Below are 20,380 nucleotides of genomic sequence, written 5' to 3'. Positions count from 1 at the left end.
GGGTATGCACAGTTATGACTATGCGTTGGTGCTGGCCTTTTTTGCGCTGGTACTGTTGCCCGCACCTTGGTTGGGCCGTTTTTACTACAAGGTTATGGAAGGTCAACGGACATGGCTTACGCCTGTCGTCGGGCCTGTAGAGAAGCTCTGTTATCGCGTAGCGGGCGTTGATCCGAGCACTGAGCAAAGCTGGCGCAATTACGCCCTGGCATTGCTGATGTTCAATCTCGCGGGTTTTGTGCTGTTGTTCTCGGTGCTGGTGTTTCAACAATACCTGCCTCTCAACCCGCAGCAATTACCTGGGCAGGAATGGACTCAGGCGTTCAATACGGCAGTCAGTTTTGTCACCAACACGAACTGGCAAAGTTACAGCGGCGAAGCCTCGCTCAGTGACTTAAGCCAGATGGCCGGTCTGACTGTGCAGAATTTTGTCAGCGCTGCCACAGGTCTGGCGGTGCTGGTCGCTCTGTGCCGCGGTATCAGCCGGCGCTCGGCAAGCACGCTGGGTAACTTCTGGGCCGACATGACTCGCGCTACGTTGTATGGCCTGCTGCCGCTGTGTCTGCTGCTGGCACTGTTTCTGGTGTGGCAGGGCGTACCGCAAACCTTCGCCCATTACGTCCACGCCGTGACGATGCAGGGTGCCGATCAGGTGATCCCGCTGGGACCGGCAGCCAGTCAAATTGCCATCAAGCAATTGGGCACCAATGGCGGCGGTTTCTTTGGCGTCAACTCGGCCCACCCGTTCGAGAACCCGACCGCGTGGAGCAACCTGTACGAGCTGGCGTCAATCATTCTGATCCCGGTTGCACTGGTATTTACCTTCGGCCATTACGTTAAGGATTTGCGTCAGAGCCGGGCCATCATCGCCTGTATGTTGGCGCTGTTTCTGCTCGGCGGCGGCACCGCGTTGTATGCCGAATATCAACCCAATCCAGCATTCAACAGCCCACTGGTAGAGCAACACGCACCGATGGAAGGCAAGGAAGTACGCTTCGGCACCACCGGGACGGTGTTGTGGACTCAAACCACTACCGCGGCTTCCAATGGTTCGGTGAACGGCATGCACGACAGCCTTAACCCGCTGAGCGGGATGGTTGCGCTGGTCAATATGATGGTCGGCGAAGTGATCTTCGGTGGGGTTGGCGCAGGGCTTTACGGCATGTTGCTTAACGTCCTTATCGCCGTATTTCTGGCCGGATTGATGATTGGTCGAACCCCGCAATACCTCGGTAAAAAACTTCAGGCCAAGGAGGTCCAGTGGCTGGTGATCACGCTGCTGGTGATGCCGGTCGGCGTATTGGTCCTGGGCGCAGTGGCGGCTATTTTGCCCAGTGCTGTGGCCTCGGTCAGTAACCCCGGGCCCCATGGTTTTAGCCAGATTCTTTATGCCTTTACCTCGGCCAGCGCCAACAACGGTTCAGCCTTTGCCGGGCTCAATGCGAATACCCCGTTTTACAACCTGATGCTGGGTGTGGGCATGTTGATCGGGCGATTCGGCTACATCCTTCCCGTGCTGGCGTTGGCAGGCAGCCTGGCGCTGAAGAAAGCAGCCCCCATTGACCGGAACAGTTTTCCCACCCATGGCCCGCTGTTTGTGGTGCTGTTAACCATGACCATTTTGCTGGTGGGCGGCCTGACGTTTTTGCCCACTCTGGCCCTTGGCCCCATCGCTGAACAACTGACTCTGGGTTTCTAAGGACACGATGATGAATATGCCTGCTCCTGGTTCAAAGATTTCCTCCGTGCCTGAAGCCCATCCTCATGAGTCACCCAAGACGGCGTTTGCCGACCTGTGGCGACCGGCCTTATGGCAAGCGTTCGTCAAACTCGACCCGCGCCAGCTCAAGCGATCGCCGGTGATGCTGGTGGTGGAGTTAACGGCTATTTTCACCACCCTGTTGTGCCTGCTACCGGAACCGGCAGTGCCCACTGCGGTGGCGGTGCAAATCGCCTTGTGGCTGTGGTTTACCGTGCTGTTTGCCAATTTTGCCGAAGCCTTGGCTGAAGGCCGTGGCAAGGCCCGCGCGGACAGTCTTAAAGCCGGCAGCGTCGGCTTGAGTGCGAGGCGCATGACCAGTGCCGGCAGTTTTGAAGTCATCCCCGCCACGCGCCTGCGCAAAGGCGATGTGGTGCGCGTCGAAGCGGGTGAAATGATCCCCGGTGATGGCGAAGTGATAGAAGGCATTGCCGCCGTCAACGAAGCTGCGATTACGGGTGAGTCTGCGCCGGTGATACGAGAGTCGGGGGGCGATCGCTCGGCGGTCACCGGCAACACCCGGCTGGTGTCGGACTGGTTGCTGGTGCGGATCAGTGCCAACCCTGGCGAGTCGACTCTGGATCGCATGATTGCACTGGTCGAAGGCGCCAAGCGGCAGAAAACCCCCAACGAAGTGGCGCTGGATATCCTGCTGATCGGTCTGACCCTGATCTTTCTGATTGTTGTCGTGACCTTGCAGCCCTTTGCCTACTTTGCCGGTGGCAGCTTGCCGCTGGTGTTTCTGGTGGCACTGCTGGTGACACTGATTCCGACCACCATTGGCGGTTTGCTCTCAGCCATCGGCATCGCTGGCATGGACCGACTGGTACGACTCAATGTGATTGCCAAGTCCGGCCGTGCGGTAGAGGCAGCAGGCGATGTGCATGTGCTGATGCTGGATAAAACCGGCACCATTACCTTCGGTAACCGCCGGTGTACGGCGTTGTATGCCTCTGCCGGCGTGACCGCCAAAGAGCTGGCAGAAGGGGCATTGCTGGCTTCGCTGGCGGACGAAACCGCTGAAGGCAAGTCTATCGTCGAGTTTATTCGCGGCCTGCACACCTTGCCGGAGCCTGACGCTGCTCAGTTCAGTGCGGTGCCTTTTACCGCTGAAACACGCTTGTCGGGTATCGACTGTCAGGGTCGGATCTACCGCAAGGGAGCGGTGGACTCGGTGCTGGCATTCGTAGGCCTGGCCCGCAACGAAGTACTGCCCGCCCTGTCGCGCGAAATAGACAAAATCGCTCAAAGCGGCGGCACGCCTTTACTGGTCTGTGCCCAGGGCAAGTTGCTGGGTGCGATTCATCTTAAGGACGTGGTCAAGCCGGGGATACGCGAGCGCTTTGCCGAACTGCGTAAGTTGGGCATTCGCACGGTGATGGTGACGGGCGACAACCCGCTGACGGCTGCAGCCATTGCGGCCGAGGCGGGGGTTGATGACGTATTGGCTGAGGCCACACCGGAGAAAAAACTGGCGCGTATCCGCCACGAGCAAAATGACGGGCGACTGGTGGCCATGTGCGGCGATGGTGCCAATGACGCACCGGCCCTGGCTCAGGCGGACGTGGGCATGGCGATGAACGACGGTACACAGGCGGCACGCGAAGCCGCCAACATGGTCGACCTCGACAGTGACCCGACCAAACTGCTGGATGTGGTGCAAATCGGTAAAGAATTGTTGGTGACGCGCGGTGCGCTGACCACGTTTTCCATCGCCAATGACGTTGCCAAGTACTTTGCGATTTTGCCGGCCCTGTTCGCCTCGATCTACCCGCAACTGGGCGTGCTGAACGTGATGCACCTGCACAGCCCGCAGAGCGCCATCCTGTCGGCCATTGTGTTTAACGCGCTGATCATTGTCGTGCTGATCCCGCTGGCATTGCGGGGCGTGCGGGTGCAGGCGGCCAGTGCGGCGCAACTGCTGCGACGCAACCTGCTGATCTATGGCGTGGGCGGTTTGGTGGTGCCTTTTATTGGCATCAAACTGATCGACATGCTGCTCACTGCGCTGCATCTGGTTTAGGTTTTGGAGAAAAAATCATGACTTCATTATTACGCCCGGCCCTGAGCCTGATGCTGTTGATGACCGCCATTACCGGGGTGATTTACCCGCTGGCCGTGACTGGAATTGCCCAATTGGCCTTCCCCGAGCAGGCCAATGGCAGCCTGATCCATGGCCGTGATGGCCAGGTGCAAGGTTCGGCCCTGATCGCGCAAGATTTCAACGGTGAGAGCTGGTTTCATCCTCGGCCCTCTGCGGGAGCCTTTGCCACTGTCGCGAGTGCGGCCAGTAACCTGGCGCCAAGCAATCCGGCGCTGGCCCTGCGGATCAAGGCCAGTGCCGCGGAGCAGGCGGTTGCGGATCAGGGGCCGGTGCCCTTGGCGCTGTTGACCACCTCGGGCAGCGGGCTCGACCCGCACTTGCCACCAGCGGCAATTCGCTATCAACTGGCACGCGTTGCGGCATCACGCGGTTTGCCAGAACAGACCGTCGAACAACTGGTGAAACAGCATATCGAACAGCCCCTGGTAGGTCCGCCAGTGGTCAACGTATTGCTGCTTAATCGGGCGCTGGCACAGATGGCGCCATAACCTGTAGCCGCTGACGAGGAACGAAGGCTGCGATCGGCGGCGTAGCCGTCGTAAAGTCATTCAATCCACGGTATCAGTAAACCACTTAACATTGGCGTTTCAGATAAATCACGCTGTTGGCACTTGCGACGATTGCATCGTCGAACGTAGCCTCGCATTACTCGTCAACTGCTACGGGGATCAGCGGCGTAGCGCCTTCAAATAACGGGTTAAATCTCATGTCGAACGCCTCGCGCGCCGATGCACTGTTAGCCGATTTACCCCGCGCGGGCCGTGGCCGACTCAAGGTGTTTCTGGGCGCGGCGCCCGGAGTGGGTAAAACCTACGCCATGCTGCAAGCCGCGCACACGCAGTTGCGCCAAGGGGTAAAGCTGCTCGCAGGTGTGGTCCAGACCCACGGTCGGGCTGAAACCGAGGCGCTGCTCAACGGCTTGCCTCAGCAGCCTTCGTTGCGCTCGGAATACCGAGGGGTTCAGCTTGAAGAGATGGACCTCGACGGTCTGCTCGGCGCCAATGTGCAGTTGGTACTGGTGGATGAACTGGCCCACAGCAATGCCCCGGGCAGCCGGCACACCAAGCGCTGGCAAGATGTTCAGGAGTTGTTGGCGGCTGGCATCGACGTCTACACCACGGTCAATGTCCAGCATCTGGAAAGCCTGAACGATCAGGTGCGGGGCATTACCGGGGTACAGGTGCGCGAAACCGTACCGGACTGGATCGTTCAAGAAGCGTATGAGTTGGTGCTGATCGACCTGCCACCGCGTGAGCTGCTTGAACGCTTGCGCGAAGGCAAGGTGTATGTGCCGGAACAGGCGCGGGCCGCTATTGACGCCTTTTTTTCCCAGACCAACCTCAATGCCCTGCGCGAACTGGCCATGCAGACCGCCGCCGTGTACGTCGACGATGAACTGGACAAAGGCTATCGCCAGCTCGGTCAGAGTGCGCCGGCGTTGCGTGGTCGGTTAGTGGTCGGAATTGACGGTGACGAGCAGGCCGAGCGACTGGTGCGCCATGCCAGTCGTGTGGCTGAACGTCGGCATTTGCCCTGGAGTCTGGTGCACGTTGATAACGGTCGCCCCCGCGACGAACAATCGCGGTTGCGTCTGCAAAGTGCCCAGCTTTTGGCTGAGCGCCTTGGCGGTGAAGTGGTGTTGCTGCGTGCTGGCGAAGTGGCCAAAACCTTGATTCAGCACGCCCGTGAACGGCGCGCCAGTTTGTTGCTGGTTGGCCAGTCGCGCTTGCGCTGGCACCGTCGCCTGCTGGGTGGAGGGCTGGCGGCGCGGTTATTGCGTGATGCTCATGGGTTGGAAATCAACGTGCTCGACCATGAGCAATCAACTGCCCCTGTCGCGCGTCGTGCCAGTCACTCGGTCGGCTGGTTTGACTACGCATTGGCAGTGCTTGCCACAGGATTGGCCAGCGCTTTGGCCTGGGGGGTGTCCAGCGTACTGGCGCTGCCCAATATCTCATTGGTGTTTCTCGCTGCTGTGTTACTGGTCGCGGTACGCAGCAGCCTGGGGCCTGCGCTGGTCTGTGCGGCGCTGTCATTTCTGGCGTATGACTTCCTGTTTATCCCGCCCAATTTTTCGTTCAGCATCCAGCGCGAAGAAGACGTGCTGACGTTGCTGTTTTTCTTGTTGATGGCGGCCCTCACCGGCAACCTTGCCGCGCGTCAGCGTCGACAGCTACAGGCACTGCGCGAAACTCAAGAAGAGACCACGCAACTGCTCGACCTGTCACGCAAACTCACCGCCGCCACTGACCGTAAAGCCGTGATCAGCGCAGCGGCTCAGCATTTCAGTGGCTGGAAGGACCTTGAGATGTGCCTGCTCAACCGCGATGGCGCGCAAGGCTGGCTGATAGAAACCGGCGGCCCGCTGCAATTCAATGAAGCCGAGCGCGCTGCCGCCGACTGGGCCTGGAGCCATGACCAGCCCGCCGGACAGGGAACGGATACCTTGCCGATCAGCAATTGGTGGTGGTGGCCCTTGACGGTGGAGGATGGCCCCCTGGCATTACTGGGTGTGCGTAGCCGCGCCGGTCAGCCGCTTAACGGGCAACGCCGGCGTTTGTTGATGGCGCTCAGCCAGCCGCTGGCGCAAGCATTGGCGCGTGCCCGGTTGGCGCAAGACCTCGAAGCGGCACGCTTGCACGGTGAGACCGAACAATTGCGCAGCGCACTGCTGGCGTCCGTGTCCCATGACTTGCGCACGCCTTTGACCACCATGCGCGGCAGTATCGATACGTTATTGGCTCTGGGTGAGGCAATCCCTTTGCATGACCGGCGTGAATTGCTCGAAGGCACCCGTGACGAAGCGGAACGCCTTGATCGCTATATCCAGAACCTGTTGGACATGACTCGCCTGGGGCATGGGGCGCTCAAGCTGGCCCGCGACTGGGTTTCCCCGACGGATATAGTCGCCAGCGCCTTGAGCCGCTTGCGCGCGGTGCTGGCGCCCTTGCAGGTGCAGGTTGAGGTGCCGGGGCAACTACCGCTGTTGCATATCCACGCGGCCTTGATCGAGCAAGCATTGATCAATGTGCTGGAAAATGCAGCGCGCTTTTCACCGCCTCAGGGGCGATTGGTACTGCAGGCCGGTGCGGATGAGCGAGAGCTGTGGTTTGCCGTCAGCGATCAGGGTCCGGGAATCCCAGAGGTTGAACGGGCACAGATTTTCGACATGTTTTACACCGCCGCCCGAGGCGACCGCGGTGGCCAGGGTACCGGGCTGGGGTTGGCGATCTGTCAGGGAATGGTCGGTGCGCACGGCGGACGCATTACGGTGGCTGAAGGTATTGACGGGCAGGGCACCTGCATCACCTTGTTTTTGCCATTGCCCGAACAGCCCGAGCCAGGGACTGAAGAGCTGGAACATGAAGACTGATACTCTTTGGCCATTCTTTATTCACGATGAGCAGCCATGAGCCAGAACGCGACTATTTTGGTCATCGACGACGAGCCGCAGATTCGTAAATTTCTGCGCATCAGTCTGGTTTCCCAAGGCTACATCGTGCACGAAGCCGCAACGGGCACGGAAGGTTTGAGTCAGGCTGCGTTGAAAAAGCCGGATTTAGTGGTGCTGGATCTGGGCTTGCCTGACATGGATGGCCAGCAGGTGCTGCGCGAGTTTCGGGAGTGGTCGAACGTGCCAGTCCTGGTGCTTTCAGTACGTGCCAGCGAAGCGCAAAAGGTTGAAGCGCTGGACGGTGGGGCCAATGATTACGTCACCAAGCCGTTCGGGATTCAGGAGTTTCTGGCGCGGATTCGTGCGTTGTTACGTCACGCACCGGCAGGAGAAACCCTCGATGCAGCACTTTCGCTCGGTCCGCTGACCATCGATTTTGCTTTTCGCCGGGTGCAGCTCAACGGTGTCGAAGTGGCTCTGACGCGCAAGGAATACGCCGTGTTGGCACAACTGGCGCGGTACCCGGGGCGGGTCATTACCCAACAGCAATTGCTCAAGGATATATGGGGCCCCAGCCATACCGAAAACAGCCATTACCTGCGCATTGTGGTGGGTCATTTACGGCAAAAGCTCGCAGACGATCCCACCCGGCCACGCTTTATCGCCACTGAAGCCGGGGTCGGTTACAGACTGCTTGAGGTTTAGTGTTCCTGACTTTCGTAACGGTCCAGCGTGTCTTTGGCAATTTGCCGGCCCAGTTCGATCAATTCGGGTGCCTTGTAAAACTCGAAAAAGCGGCAGACCTTCTTCGGCACATTGATCAGGATGTCGGGCGGGTAACCGGCGATCTTGTACTGTGCCAACGAGGTTTGCATCACTTCAAAACTTTGGTTGATCAAATCCACCAAAGAGGCTGGCCCCACCGTATCAATCACCACCGAGCCGTCTGCCGAGTGGGGAGTCGCCGGGTCTGCCGGTTTGGGATTTGGGTAGGATGACTCGAGCCAGGGATCGCGTGGCGTTTGCGCAAGCGGCTCAATGATGGGCTTGAGCATTTCACGTTCCAGGTTGAGTAATTCCTCGACATGCCTGGTGCGGAACGGCATGCGCGATCCCAGCGAGCTGATCAAATTATCAAAACGCCCTTTAAAACTCGCAGGGCGCGCAATGACGGGCAGTTGGTAACTGCTTTGAATCGTCGAGTTCAGATTGACCGCGACGATCAGGTCGCAATGGCCGGAAACGACCGCCACGATGGGCAACGGATTGAGCAGGCCGCCATCGACCAGCATGCGGTTACCTTGCACCACCGGGGTGAACAGGCTCGGAATGGCTGCCGAAGCGCGCATGGCCTGATGCAGACAGCCTTGTTGAAACCAGACTTCCTGCTGGTGGGTCAGGTCGGTGGCAATGGCGGTGTAAGGAATACGCAGGTCTTCGATATTCATCGGGCCGACAATATTGCGGATATGCCCGAAAACTTTTTCACCGCGGATGGCACCCAACCGAAAGCTCACATCGACCAGACGCAATATGTCGAGGTAATCCAGGTTTTGAATCCAGTTGCGGTATTCGTCAAGCTTGCCGGCAGCGTAAATGCCGCCGACGACTGCGCCCATCGAGCAGCCAGCAATGCAGGCGATGTCGTAGCCGCGCCGCTCCAGCTCTTCAATGACACCGATGTGGGCATAACCGCGGGCACCGCCGGAGCCTAATACCAATGCAATACGCTTTTTCATGACTCGATCCTTCGACTGGCAGGTGAACATTGCCTGTGAGTGAAGTGTAGCGACAGCTCAAACTATTTCGGTGGGCTAGTATACGGATCAGTACGCAGGGCACTTTTATGCCGTTTTTTCGTCTTAGCTTGTTCTGACTGTTTATTTTTGAGGAAACCCCCATGAAAGCCTGGATGTGTGTTCCATTTATTGCGTTGGCTCTGGCAGGTTGTGCGGGCAATAAATCTGCTTACCGAGACAGCTGTGCCACTCAGCTGGACGCCGCCTGGCATGAGCTTGATCTGGCCAAGGCTGAAGGTTTTGCAGGCACGGTCAGCTACTCCAAAGCGCTGTCCTTGCTGACTGCGGCTAAAACACAGCAGCAATTTGAAGCGTTTGAAGGTTGCACCATCAAATCAGAAAAAGCGCGCTTTTATATCAAAGAGTCCCGTGCCGGACGTTAAACCGGCAGGGTGAAAGAGGAGGGGACGGATGGCTGAGTTGGCGGACCGGATAATAGAAAATGTAGTACGCCTGGAGGTCAAGCTGTTGGCCTGTCAGGCGCGCCTGCAAGCCGAAACGGATCCTGAAGCGTTGCACGATTTACGCACCACGGTGCGTCGATTGCGCAGTTTACTGCGACCGTTGCGCGGCTTGCCGGGTGTGGTGCAATTGGAAATGGCGGCGTCCCAGGTGGGGAGTTACACGACTCCCTGGCGTGACCTGGAAGTGCTGGCGGCCTATTTGCAAGAGCATGACCAGCCTCTATTGGCGGCCCGTCGACGCGAGCAACTGGCGGGGATTTACCCGACGGTGGCCGACAGCGTCCAGTTGGCTCAGTTATTGATGATTGTTGACGTGTTTCCTCGCTTTATCCGGGCCGCTGAACGCGAGGGGCTGTTGCGAGGGCTGCGTCAACGCGTCGAAAAGGTGCTCGAGAAGCAATGGCTGACGCTTGAAAAAGCACTGAATGACCCCGGCCATGATCGTCATCGCGTGCGCTTGTTAATCAAGCGCGTGCGCTACGGAGCTGAGGCCTACCCCCAACTCAACGAATTGTCCGCGCGGGTGCTCAGCCGTTTGAAACAGGCGCAACAGGCGCTGGGTGAGTGGCATGACGCGTGGCAATGGCTGGTTCAGGCCGAGCAAAAGCCCGATTTGCAGCCATGTGTGGAGCAATGGCGCGCGGCGTTGGTGCGTGGCGAGAAACGCGCAGATCGGGCTCTGGTCAAGCTCAGTGCGGCTTGTTTTCAATAATCGGCACAAAGCCCGGAGTTTGGCGCATTCAAGGCCTGTACACGGGATAAGCCCTGCGTAGTATTGCCCGGTGTTTTATCCACTTGTGAGGTGCTCATGGAATTTTCAGCATTGGTCGCTGCGGTGCGTCACGACCCGAAGGCAGTGACTATTCCGGCAGATTGGGGGCAAGGGCGCGCAACATTTGGCGGTCTGATGGTGGCTCTGCAATACGAAGCCATGCGCGCGCAAATTCCGGCCGAACGAACATTGCGTTCATTGTCGGTGAGTTTTGTCGGGCCGGCTGAACCGGGTGTGCCGGTCAGTTTTGAGGTCGAGATACTGCGCGAAGGCAAGGCAGTCACTCAGGTGCTGGGACGGGCGATGCAAAATGGCCAGGTTGTCACACTGGTTCAAGGCAGCTTTGGGGCTGCACGTGAATCTGTGGTGAGCGTCGACAGTGTGCCGGGGCCTGAAATGAAAGCACACGCAGACTGTCAGCTATTACCCTATATCAAGGGCATCACCCCTGAGTTCATGCGCCATGTGTCGATGGCGTGGGCAGTGGGTGGGCTGCCGTTCAGCGGTCGTGGCACACGTGAAATGGGTGGCTGGGTGCGCCTCGGCGGGGATCTGCTCGACGAGCCCTTGACCGAAACCCATCTGCTGGCGCTGGTTGATGCCTGGCCGCCTGCGTTGCTATCGATGCTCAATAAACCGACGGCGGGCAGTACATTGACCTGGACCATTGAGTTTGTGCAGCCGTTTCGAAACGTCCGCACACTGGACTGGTGCAAATATTTGGCGGTTATCGAGCATGCCCGCGATGGCTACGGCCATGTGGCGGCTAATCTGTGGTCGCCCGAGGGTGAGCTGATTGCGATCAGCCGCCAGACCGTAACCGTTTTCGGTTAATCAGAACGTTTTGCTGCGCTGACGATCTTTGGCCTGCCCTTCAAGTTGGCGGCCTTGATGCTGGATGACCATGCCTGCGATCAGCGCAACCAGTCCGATCACGGCACTTGTTGCATTGTTGCTGAATACGCCTGAAGCCATCAGCAAAAAGGCAACGACCATGATCGGAATGGCGATCAGGTCAAGCGCTTGCAGTGCAGCGCTCTGTGCGTTAAGTGGGCTGGAGCGCCATTGCCAGGCAGGTTGGTCAGGATGTTGTTTGCCCATGATTGCTCTCCTTGTGTTGTTTGGGTTCAGTCTTGGCTGAACCGGATAAACAAAGAATAGGGCGCAGCGCCAAGAACGGCGAATCAACAATGGCTATTGGCCTTATAGGCAGTTGCCTATAGCTTTAACTGGCCAATGGCGCGGTTCAATTCCCCTGCCAGAGTTGCCAGTTGGTTGCTGGTGGTGGCCGAGTCGACGGTCTGCTGTACGGTGTTTTCGGTGACGTCGCGAATGCTGACCACCGCCCGATTCATCTCCTCGGCCACTTGGCTTTGCTGCTCGGCGGCCACCGCAATCTGGGTGTTGCTTTCGCGCATCTGCGCCACGGCCTGAGTGATCTCGGCCAGCGCAGCACCCGCTTCTTGCGCTTGCTGCACGCAGTCGTCAGCCTTGAATGAGCTCTCCTGCATAAAGTCCACCGCGTCGCGAGTCCCTGACTGCAAGGCTGACACCATGAGCGTAATTTCATCGGTGGAGGCTTGTACGCGTTTGGCCAGGTTGCGCACTTCATCCGCCACGACCGCAAAGCCTCTGCCCATTTCGCCGGCACGAGCGGCTTCAATAGCGGCATTGAGCGCCAGCAGATTGGTTTGTTCGGCAATACTGTGAATGACCCCGACCACGCTATTGATCTTCTGACTGTCCAGAGCGAGTTGTTGAATCATCTCGGCGGTGGTTTGCACCCCGGTGGACAAGCTGGCGATGGAGTATTGCACGCGGCTTACCACCTGTTGACCGCTGCCCGCCAAGGTATCTGCGGTTTGTGAGAGGTCGCGTGTGGCGCCCGCGTGTTGAGCAATGTGGTAGACAGTGGCGGACATTTCATTGATGGCTGTCGCTGCCTGATCTGTTTCGCTCTGTTGTCCGAGCATCCCCTGACGCACCTCATCCATGCTGCTGGCCAGCCGCGCCGCACCCACATCCAGCTGCGCAGCAGTTTGGGCGACCGTATTGACGACGCGCTGAAAACCAGCCTGCATGGCGTTGAAGGCGCTGGCCATCTGTCCGACTTCATCGGTGCAGGCCAACGGCACACGGGCTGATAAGTCACCGGTCTGTTCGACATTCAACATCACGTCCTTGAGCGTGTTGAGTTGGCTCAGCAAAAAGCGGATGAGCAATTGTGAGGCCCCGAGCATGGCCAGCATCAGCACCAAAACGGCCACTGCATAGTGGGGTAGGCGCTCTAGAAATACCTGTTTGAAGCTCGGGGCATCAGCCTTGACCGCAAGGTTCTGGCCGTCGTCGCGCGTAACTCTGAGGGTTCCTGGTGGCGTCGGCTGGCCGGCTGGTACGCGCAGCAGATAAGAGGGCTCAGGCAGTGGCTGACCGGCGGGCCAGGCACTGAGTACCCGGGCGTGCTCTTGGGCGTTGGCCAGTGCAGCGTCACTGCGTGCTTGCTGCTCAAGGTGTACGGCATACAGCACCAGCAGCAAGGTGGTGACAAAGGCCACCGCATTGACGGCCCAGAATTTGTATTTGAGCGAGATGTTGCTAAGCCAGGTACCCATGGGAGGTCTTCTCTGTTTTGCACGCACAATATTGGCAAGGTGCCATCATTGTGCCGGTATTCCAGAAGGGCCTGTTGATATGGGTCAAGGTTGGGGGCAGAGGCAACTGACCGGTGTGTGTTGCTGAAGGCGACGTCCGCGGATTGACGCTGCTGTCGCCGGACGAAGCCTTCGGCAGTTACTACGCTTCAGGTGAGCCAATGATCACGGGCAGTCCAAAAAACGCCCGTGCGCAGGCGGTGGTGTGGGCGGCCAGGTCTTGTTGGCTTTCTTCGCGGTGCAGGGCCACTTCGCGCAGCACTTCGGTCAAATATGCCGGTTCGTTGCGGCCATTTTTAGGCTTGGGTCGCAAGGTGCGTGGCAGCAAGTACGGTGCGTCGCTTTCCAGCATCAAGCGGCCACGGGGGATGTCGCGCACCAACGGGTGTAAGTGAGTGCCACGTCGCTCGTCACAAAACCAGCCAGTGATGCCGATGTGCAAATCCATATCCAGGTAACTGAACAGCGCGCGTTTTTCGCCGGTAAAACAGTGCACCACTGCCGCTGGCAAGTGATCGCGGTAGTTACGCAGAATTTCCAGCAGGCGCTGGTTGGCGTCGCGCTCATGCAAAAACACGGGTAATTGCAAGTCAACGGCCATCGCCAAATGTTCCTCCAGGACCTTTTCCTGCTGCGGTCTTGGGGAGAAGTCTCGGTTGAAGTCCAGCCCGCATTCGCCAACGGCGCGCACGTTGGGCTCTTTGAGCAGTGCCAGTAAACGTTGGGCGCTATCGCCATTCCAATCACTGGCCGAGTGGGGGTGGATACCCGCCGTTGCAAACAGGCGCTGCGCGCTTTCATCCAGCTCGCGGCACAGATTCAAGGCTTGTTCACTGCCTTCAACACTGGTGCCCGTGAGCACCAATTGTGAGATGCCTGCCGTGTAAGCACGCTCTAAGACGGCTTGGTGTTTGCCGTCAAAGCTGGGGTTGGTCAGGTTGACGCCGATATCGATGAGTTGCATGGTGCTACCTCAGGCCAGAGGCCGGGAAGCATATCAGAGCTGTAGATTGATAAGAAAAACCAAGAACTACAGACAGTTATGGTTGTCTTTGAATGCCGCATCAACGTAACGCCAGGTTTGCAAAGACTGCCGCTGTACGTTTGCTTACTGTTTTCAGCGCTTTTTTAATCCCAAAAGGGTAACCGGTGGTCGGGTAAATCGATCCAGTGCTGAAGGCCATTCACTCCGGAGAACGGATGATTAGACCCACGCTATTGATTGCCCTGTGTCTCATGATCTTGCCCGTATCGGCGACGGCGCGTCTGGCCGGACCTTCGCAGGTCGGCAAACCGAGTCAGGCCCGTGATCTGGCGCAGATTCGCAGCAGTAAGGTACTGCGGGTGCTGGTCAATCAAAGCCGCAACAGTTCGGGTGAGGTTCAGGGTCAGGACATTGGCGTTGAATACCATCGCTTGCGCGCTTTCGAACGCTACCTCAATGGCCATGCCCGTGATGGCCAGAAAATCACCCTCAAGATCATCCCTAAAGCCAAAGACCAATTGCTCGGCGCCCTGTCGCGTGGCGAGGGTGATGTGGTGGCCCCCGGCGAACTGTTCAACCTCAAGCCCGGCCGTGCAATCAGTGCCAGCGCCCCGATTGTCGATGACGTGCCCTTGCTGCTGGTGGGCGGCAAAGGGCAGCGGCGTTTCACCCGTCTGGAGCAGCTTTCTGGGCGTACAGTGGCGCTGACCACCGGCAGCGCGGCGGGGGCCGCGGTGAATGGGGTCAATCAAAAGCTGGCCCTGCGCAAATTGCCTCCCGTAAAGATCGAGTGGGTCGACCCGACGCTTGCAGTTGAAGATGTACTGGAGATGGTGCAAGCCGGTATTTTTCATCTGACGATCGTTGAAAAGCCAATTGCTGAGCGTTGGGCCACGCTGATGCCCAAGCTGCACTTCGATCGCAAGGTACTGATCAGTGAGCCCAGAGCCATGCGCTGGTACGTGCGGCGTGATGCCTCAATGTTACGGGCGAGCATTGATCGTTTTTTAGTTGGCTATAAAGCGCCGTCCAATCAGGACATGGCGTTTGAGCGGGTTTATCGGCGTTTGTACCGTGTGCATAACCCGCTGGCCCGGGCCGACCGCAAGAAGCTTGAGCAGTTACGCCCGGTGCTGCAAAAACATGCCGGTCAACAGGGTATGGACTGGCTTAATCTGGCCGCGCTGGCTTTCAAGGAGTCAACCCTGAACCCCAATGCCAAAGGCGGCGGCGGGGCAACAGGATTGTTGCAAATTACCCCGTCGGCAGCCCAACGGGTGGGCGTCAATAACATTCAAAACGTTGATAACAATGTGCAAGCCGGGGCCAAGTACCTGGCGATGATTCGGCGCAAGTTTTTTTCCAGTCCCAAGCTCAATGAGAGAGAGCGCATGGCCTTTGTACTGGCGGCTTACAACATGGGGCCGGAACGTGTGCAGGGGATGCGGGCCGAAGCCCGGCGACGCGGGTTGAACCCGGATCAATGGTTCTTTCAGGTTGAGCGCATTGCGATGGAGCAGGTTGGGATGGGGCCGGTCAGTTACGTTAATAGTGTGAATAAATACTTTTTGGCTTTTGATCGGGTTCGGGGCTCTTTAGAGCCCGCAAAGTCAGCGGTGGCATCACGCAAGTGATCTAAAAAATCGATTGTTTAGTTGGGTTTATTCGACTTTTAACATTTTAAAAACTGATTAATATGGCGCCATTCCCACCTGAATAGTCAAAGGACTTCACCATGAGCAAATTCATCCAGATCCTACTGAGCACGCGTGCAGGTTATGGCTTGACCCTTTTGCGGATTTTTGTCGGCATCATCTTCGCCGCTCACGGCTCGCAAAAACTATTCGGCTGGTTTGGTGGGGGCGGTCTGGCGGGTACGGCTCAATGGATGGAAAGCATTGGCCTGGCGCCGGGCACGCTAATGGCGCTGTTGTCGGGCGGCACGGAGTTCTTTGGCGGGTTGGCCTTGATCATTGGTTTACTGGCTCGCCCAGCAGCACTGGGATTGTCTTTCACGTTGCTGGTAGCGATCTTCTCGGTGCATATCCATAACGGCTTGTTTATGGCCAACAATGGCTACGAGTTTGCCTTGGCCCTGTTGGGCGGCACGCTTGCGGTGCTGATCGAAGGGGCGGGCAAACTGTCGTTTGATCGTGTCATCGCCCGGTAAACCTCTGCGCAGCTCCAAGGCCCGTCTAGTACGGGCCTTTTTCGTTGTACGAGATTCTTGACAGTTGCAAGGCGGTTTATCTAGGATGTTTTCTTGCGCCGATTTAAACAGCTACTTGCGGGGCGCCAGAGGGTCACTAGACTTTCTAAGAGGTTTGCAGCAAACCTCGAAATACCGCTAAAGCGCTGGTTCGGTGTTGCCTCTCACCTGCCACGCAGAATCCTGAGGCGGAGAACCGAAACATGAGTCAACCACGTCCCGTTGCAAGCTTGGCACCTGTCACTGCCAACTCGTACCTGCGCAATCCAAAAATCCTTCTGGGTGGTAAGCATCAACCTACGCTGCTGCGTTGGCTGGACGGCTGGCCACGTCGCAAAGGCCGTGCTTCGGCCTTCTTGATTCAATTTGTGGAAGAGGGTGACGAACTGGCGCGTTTTGCCAGCGACAGCTTTGATCTGGCGGTCATTCAATCGCCGAGAGCCGAAGAGGCCGAAGTCGTTATCCGCAACTTGATCCGGGTCTCGCGTCAGGGCTTGATTGCTTTAGGCTAACGGCGTTACGGGTACTCAATCGCAACGATATACACCCATTGCTCACCGGTGGGTGTTTGCACCTGGACTTCAGCATCCAGCGCTTTGCCGATCAAGGCCCGTGCCAGCGGAGAGTCGATGCTGATGAGCCCCTGCTTGAGGTCAAGCTCGTCAGGGCCGACGATGCGGTAGCGTGATTGTTTGCCTTCTTCGTCCTCGATCGTGACCCATGCGCCGAAATAGACTTTATTCGGATCGCTGGGCTTCTCGCTGACTACCTTGAGACTCTCCAGACGTTTGGTGAGAAAGCGTACGCGACTGTCAATTTCGCGCAGCATTTTCTTGCCGTAAGTGTATTCAGCGTTTTCTGAGCGATCCCCTTGGGCCGCGGCCTCACTGACCGACTGGGTCACTTGCGGCCTGCGTACATGCCATAGCTCATGCAGTTCGGCGCGCATCCGCGCTTCACCTTCGGGGGTGATTAGCGCGGTGCCAGCAGGGCGAGGAGGGCGATAGCGGCTCATGGGCAATCCGTTGGCAGAGAAGGGCGCGAGTCTATCAGCCCTCGCGCAATACTGTCAGCGGGCTGGCATTGAGCGCTCGGCGGGTGCCAAAGACCCCTGCGCCGCCGACCATAAGCGCACCCACTACCGGGAGTAATAGAAGCCACGGGTGAGGATGCCACGGCAGGTCAAAAGCAAAGCGATACAAGACCAGGCTCACCAATTCAGTGCCCAGAGCCGCCAGCAAACCACTGGTTGCACCCAGCAAACCGAACTCAATGCGACGGGCTTTGACCAACAGTTGCCTTTCTGCCCCCAGAGCCCGCAGCAGAGCACCTTGGCGAATGCGCTCATCCAGGGTCGATTGCAGGCCGGAAAACAACACCGCCAGGCCGGCTGCCAAAACAAACAACAGCACGTATTCAACCGCGATGGTCACTTGGGCCAGGATGCTGCGCAGCTGCGCGAGCAAAGCTTCGATGGGCAGAATGGTCACCGCCGGGAAACTGCGTGAAAGTTCGATGATTTCCTTGTCATGCCCTGGTGCCAGATAAAAGCTGGTGAGGTAGGTGGTGGGCAAGTCCTGCAACGTTCCAGGCTGGAAAATCATAAAGAAGTTCGGCTGGAAGTTGTCCCAGTTGATGCTGCGCAAACTGGTGACTTGCGCCTCGCGATTAACCCCGCCGACGGTAAAGGTCAGATGGTCGCCCACCTTCAGTTTCAGGCTCTCGGCGACTTTGGCCTCGACCGATACGCCGGGAATATCCCCTTCAGGTTGTGCGCTCCACCACCTGCCATCTGTCAACTTATTGCCCTCGGGCAATTGAGCTGCCCAGGTCAGGCTCAAGTCGCGCTGGATGGCTTTGTCGCCACTGGAGTCTTTAGTGACGATCTCTTGCACCGGCTCGCCATTAATGCTGACCAAACGTCCAGGGACAACGGGATAAAGCGGCGCGGCCTGAGCTTGTAGCTCGTGCAGGCGAGCGCCGAAAGCGTCTTTGTCGGCTGGCAGAATGTTCAGGGCAAAATAATTGGGCGCGTCTTTGGGCAACTGGTTTTGCCACGTGTCCAGCAGTTCGCCACGCAGCAGTGCGATTAAAGCCATCGACAGCAAAATCAGGCCAAAAGCCAGGGACTGGCCCGCTGCTGCCAGCGGGTTACGCAGAAGCTGGCCCAGCCCCAGTCGCCACGCCAGTGTCGAACGTGCCAATAATCGACGCAGGCTTTGCAGCCCCAGCAATAACAGCCCGCCGAGCACCAATGCGGCAATAACGCCACCGCCGAGCAGGGCAAAAGTCAGCACCAGATCCAGACTCATGCGCCACATGATCAGACCGAGCGCCAACAGGGCCGCTCCGTAAACCGTCCAGGTGCTGGCGGGCACAGGCAGTATGTCGCGGCGCAATACGCGTAAGGGGGGCACGCGCCCCAGTGCAGCCAACGGCGGCAGGGCGAAGCCGGCCAAGGCGACAAGCCCGGTGCCCATGCCTGCTATGGCTGGCATCAGGCCTCCGGGCGGCACGTCGGACGGCAGCAGATTATGCAGGATCGCGAATAAACCGAGCTGCGCCAGCCAGCCCAGCAAGGCGCCGGCGAGACTTGCCAGTAGCCCAAGCAATGCGAGTTGCAGAGTGAATAACCACAAGGTTTCGCTGCGCGACAAGCCCAGGCAGCGCAGCAGGGCGCTTGCATCAAAACGTCGGTTGGCAAACCGGGTGGCCGATAATGCCACGGCCACACCCGACAACAGCACGGCCACCAAGCTGGCCATATTCAAGTAGCGTTCGGCCTTGCCCAGAGCGCCGCCAATTTGCTGGTTGCCGTCACGCCCGTCGAGCAAGCGCTGGTTAGCATCAAGGCCGGGCTTAAGTGTTTGTCGATAAGACTCAAGCGCAGGCGCGTCCCCACGCCACAGCTCGCGAAAGGTGACTCGGCTACCCGGTTGCACGATGCCCGTGGCTGCCAGATCATCAAGATTGATCAGAACCCGGGGGGTGAGGCTGTAAATATTGCCGGCACGGTCGGGTTCATAGGTCAGAACCCGGGTGATTCGCACGGTTTTTGAGCCGACATCGATCTCATCACCGACTTTCAGGTCCAGTGCCGTGAGCAGTCGTGATTCCGCCCAGGCCTCTCCGGGTTTTGGACCGCCCCCGGGCTGCTCCTCGGCGTAAGGTTGGGCCGCACTTTTCAACTCTCCACGTAAAGGGTAAGCGCTATCGGCCGCCTTGATACTGGACAGTTGAATGCCGTTGTCAGTGGCGATGACGCTGGAAAATTCGACAACACGCGCGTGTTCCAGGCCAAGATCGAGGCCAGTGCGCACTTGTTCTGCGCGGGCCGGGGTGCTGCCGTCAAGGACCAGATCAGCCCCCAGAAACTCGGTGGCACGCAACAGCATGGCGCCATTGAGACGCGCACCGAAGTAGCCGATGGCCGTGCTGGCTGCAACGGCCACCAGCAGGGCGAAGAACAGAACTCGCAACTCTCCGGCGCGGGCGTCGCGTAGCAATTGGCGCACGGCGAGGCTGAACAGACGCAACAACGGAAGGCGTGCCATCAGGGCTCCAGAGGGCCGACCAGATGGCCAGCTTCAAGGCGGATCAGGCGCCGGCAACGATGCGCCAGGCGTTCGTCATGCGTCACCAGCACCAGGGTAGTGCCGCGCTCCTTGTTCAGCTCAAAGAGCAGATCAGTGATGCGCTCACCCGTGTGGCTGTCCAGATTGCCAGTGGGTTCATCGGCAAACAGCACGTCGGGGTTGGCGGCAAATGCGCGGGCGATAGCCACCCGTTGTTGCTCACCGCCAGACAGTTGGCGTGGCGAGTGACTCAGACGTTGACCCAAACCGACCCGTTCCAGCAGGTGCCGGGCATGGGCGCGGGCATCTTTGCGGCCGTCAAGCTCCAGCGGCAGCATGACGTTTTCCAGCGCATTGAGGCTGTCGAGCAACTGGAATGACTGGAACACAAAGCCGACATGTTCAGCCCGTACTCGCGCGCGCTGGTCTTCATCCAGCGTGCTCAAGGCCCGCCCGGCCAGTATGACTTCGCCTTCGCTGGGCAGGTCCAGACCGGCCAGCAAGCCCAGTAATGTGGATTTACCCGACCCCGATGCGCCAACAATCGCCAGGCTGTCGCCCTTGTTCAGCGCTAGGCTCAAGGGGTGAAGGATGGTTAACTCGCCTTCCGCGCTGTGAACCACTTTGCTAAGGTTCTGCGCGGTGAGAATACTTTCGCCCATGGAGAA

18 protein-coding genes are annotated in these 20,380 nt (G+C 58.5%); 11 read left to right on the top strand and 7 right to left on the bottom strand.

The window, feature by feature from the left end; genetic code table 11:
- The first annotated feature begins 4 nt into the window (after window positions 1-4).
- The 5 genes from kdpA to EQV93_RS10100 all read left to right on the top strand — a co-directional run bounded on the left by kdpA (window position 5) and on the right by EQV93_RS10100 (window position 7,962).
- Window positions 5-1,699, top strand: a complete 1,695-nt coding sequence (gene kdpA / locus EQV93_RS10120; protein ID WP_240891486.1) for a potassium-transporting ATPase subunit KdpA — start codon at window positions 5-7, stop codon at window positions 1,697-1,699.
- Between the two features lie 10 nt (window positions 1,700-1,709).
- Window positions 1,710-3,782: a potassium-transporting ATPase subunit KdpB gene (gene kdpB / locus EQV93_RS10115; RefSeq protein WP_240891485.1), complete on the top strand. Its 2,073-nt coding sequence runs from the start codon at window positions 1,710-1,712 to the stop codon at window positions 3,780-3,782.
- 17 nt (window positions 3,783-3,799) lie between these two features.
- Window positions 3,800-4,351 carry a potassium-transporting ATPase subunit KdpC gene (gene kdpC, locus EQV93_RS10110; protein WP_240891484.1) on the top strand — a complete coding sequence of 184 codons (552 nt, stop codon included), beginning with the start codon at window positions 3,800-3,802 and terminating at the stop codon, window positions 4,349-4,351.
- Window positions 4,352-4,569: 218 nt separating this feature from the next.
- Entirely contained in the window at window positions 4,570-7,236 is a 2,667-nt protein-coding gene (locus tag EQV93_RS10105; RefSeq protein WP_240891483.1) for a sensor histidine kinase, read from the top strand.
- Window positions 7,237-7,272: 36 nt separating this feature from the next.
- Complete coding sequence (locus tag EQV93_RS10100; protein ID WP_122784464.1) at window positions 7,273-7,962, top strand: response regulator; 690 nt, start codon at window positions 7,273-7,275, stop codon at window positions 7,960-7,962.
- Here the strand turns inward: EQV93_RS10100 and EQV93_RS10095 are convergent.
- Window positions 7,959-8,996 (bottom strand): patatin-like phospholipase family protein, encoded by a 1,038-nt coding sequence (locus tag EQV93_RS10095; RefSeq protein ID WP_146383803.1) that lies wholly within the window; start codon window positions 8,994-8,996, stop codon window positions 7,959-7,961. The genes EQV93_RS10100 and EQV93_RS10095 overlap by 4 nt on opposite strands.
- A 161-nt stretch (window positions 8,997-9,157) precedes the next feature.
- On the opposite strand from EQV93_RS10095, the gene EQV93_RS10090 reads away from it, so the two are divergent.
- The 3 genes from EQV93_RS10090 (at window position 9,158) to EQV93_RS10080 (ending at window position 11,126) form a co-directional block, all read left to right on the top strand.
- Window positions 9,158-9,439, top strand: a complete 282-nt coding sequence (locus EQV93_RS10090) for a hypothetical protein (RefSeq protein ID WP_122784466.1) — start codon at window positions 9,158-9,160, stop codon at window positions 9,437-9,439.
- 28 nt (window positions 9,440-9,467) lie between these two features.
- The gene (locus EQV93_RS10085; protein ID WP_146425774.1) at window positions 9,468-10,232 is read left to right on the top strand and encodes a CHAD domain-containing protein; all 765 of its coding nucleotides are present in this window, start codon (window positions 9,468-9,470) and stop codon (window positions 10,230-10,232) included.
- 96 nt (window positions 10,233-10,328) lie between these two features.
- On the top strand, window positions 10,329-11,126 hold the full coding sequence (locus EQV93_RS10080; protein WP_240891482.1) for an acyl-CoA thioesterase: 798 nt from the start codon (window positions 10,329-10,331) through the stop codon (window positions 11,124-11,126).
- Here EQV93_RS10080 and EQV93_RS10075 read toward each other — a convergent pair whose 3' ends face one another.
- The 3 genes from EQV93_RS10075 to EQV93_RS10065 form a co-directional block, all read right to left on the bottom strand.
- Window positions 11,127-11,393, bottom strand: coding sequence for a terminase (locus tag EQV93_RS10075; RefSeq protein WP_122784469.1), 267 nt, complete (start codon window positions 11,391-11,393; stop codon window positions 11,127-11,129). It lies immediately after the preceding gene.
- A gap of 116 nt (window positions 11,394-11,509) precedes the next feature.
- Window positions 11,510-12,904, bottom strand: a complete 1,395-nt coding sequence (locus tag EQV93_RS10070; RefSeq protein WP_240891481.1) for a methyl-accepting chemotaxis protein — start codon at window positions 12,902-12,904, stop codon at window positions 11,510-11,512.
- Window positions 12,905-13,085: 181 nt separating this feature from the next.
- Window positions 13,086-13,907, bottom strand: a complete 822-nt coding sequence (locus tag EQV93_RS10065; protein ID WP_240891480.1) for a TatD family hydrolase — start codon at window positions 13,905-13,907, stop codon at window positions 13,086-13,088.
- Window positions 13,908-14,143: 236 nt separating this feature from the next.
- Here EQV93_RS10065 and EQV93_RS10060 point away from each other — a divergent pair, with 236 nt between their 5' ends.
- The 3 genes from EQV93_RS10060 (at window position 14,144) to EQV93_RS10050 (ending at window position 16,649) form a co-directional block, all read left to right on the top strand.
- On the top strand, window positions 14,144-15,562 hold the full coding sequence (locus tag EQV93_RS10060) for a transglycosylase SLT domain-containing protein (RefSeq protein ID WP_146383800.1): 1,419 nt from the start codon (window positions 14,144-14,146) through the stop codon (window positions 15,560-15,562).
- Between the two features lie 101 nt (window positions 15,563-15,663).
- Window positions 15,664-16,098 carry a DoxX family protein gene (locus EQV93_RS10055; RefSeq protein WP_122784473.1) on the top strand — a complete coding sequence of 145 codons (435 nt, stop codon included), beginning with the start codon at window positions 15,664-15,666 and terminating at the stop codon, window positions 16,096-16,098.
- Window positions 16,099-16,340: 242 nt separating this feature from the next.
- Complete coding sequence (locus EQV93_RS10050) at window positions 16,341-16,649, top strand: class I SAM-dependent methyltransferase (protein ID WP_146383799.1); 309 nt, start codon at window positions 16,341-16,343, stop codon at window positions 16,647-16,649.
- A 5-nt stretch (window positions 16,650-16,654) separates the two neighbouring features.
- On the opposite strand, the gene greB is transcribed toward EQV93_RS10050, so the two are convergent.
- The 3 genes from greB to EQV93_RS10035 are packed head-to-tail and all read right to left on the bottom strand — an operon-like array spanning window position 16,655 to window position 20,374.
- On the bottom strand, window positions 16,655-17,152 hold the full coding sequence (greB, locus tag EQV93_RS10045; RefSeq protein ID WP_122784475.1) for a transcription elongation factor GreB: 498 nt from the start codon (window positions 17,150-17,152) through the stop codon (window positions 16,655-16,657).
- Window positions 17,153-17,186: 34 nt separating this feature from the next.
- Window positions 17,187-19,691, bottom strand: coding sequence for an ABC transporter permease (locus tag EQV93_RS10040; protein WP_240891479.1), 2,505 nt, complete (start codon window positions 19,689-19,691; stop codon window positions 17,187-17,189).
- Window positions 19,691-20,374 carry an ABC transporter ATP-binding protein gene (locus EQV93_RS10035; protein ID WP_122784477.1) on the bottom strand — a complete coding sequence of 228 codons (684 nt, stop codon included), beginning with the start codon at window positions 20,372-20,374 and terminating at the stop codon, window positions 19,691-19,693. Before EQV93_RS10035 ends, EQV93_RS10040 begins: the two co-directional genes overlap by 1 nt.
- Window positions 20,375-20,380: the final 6 nt, after the last annotated feature.

This window comes from Pseudomonas sp. TMW22091 (genome assembly GCF_022496705.1).
Lineage (GTDB): Bacteria > Pseudomonadota > Gammaproteobacteria > Pseudomonadales > Pseudomonadaceae > Aquipseudomonas > Aquipseudomonas saxonica.
The sequence above is the reverse complement of the archived record's forward strand: the minus strand, read 5'-3'. Positions and strand labels throughout refer to the sequence as shown.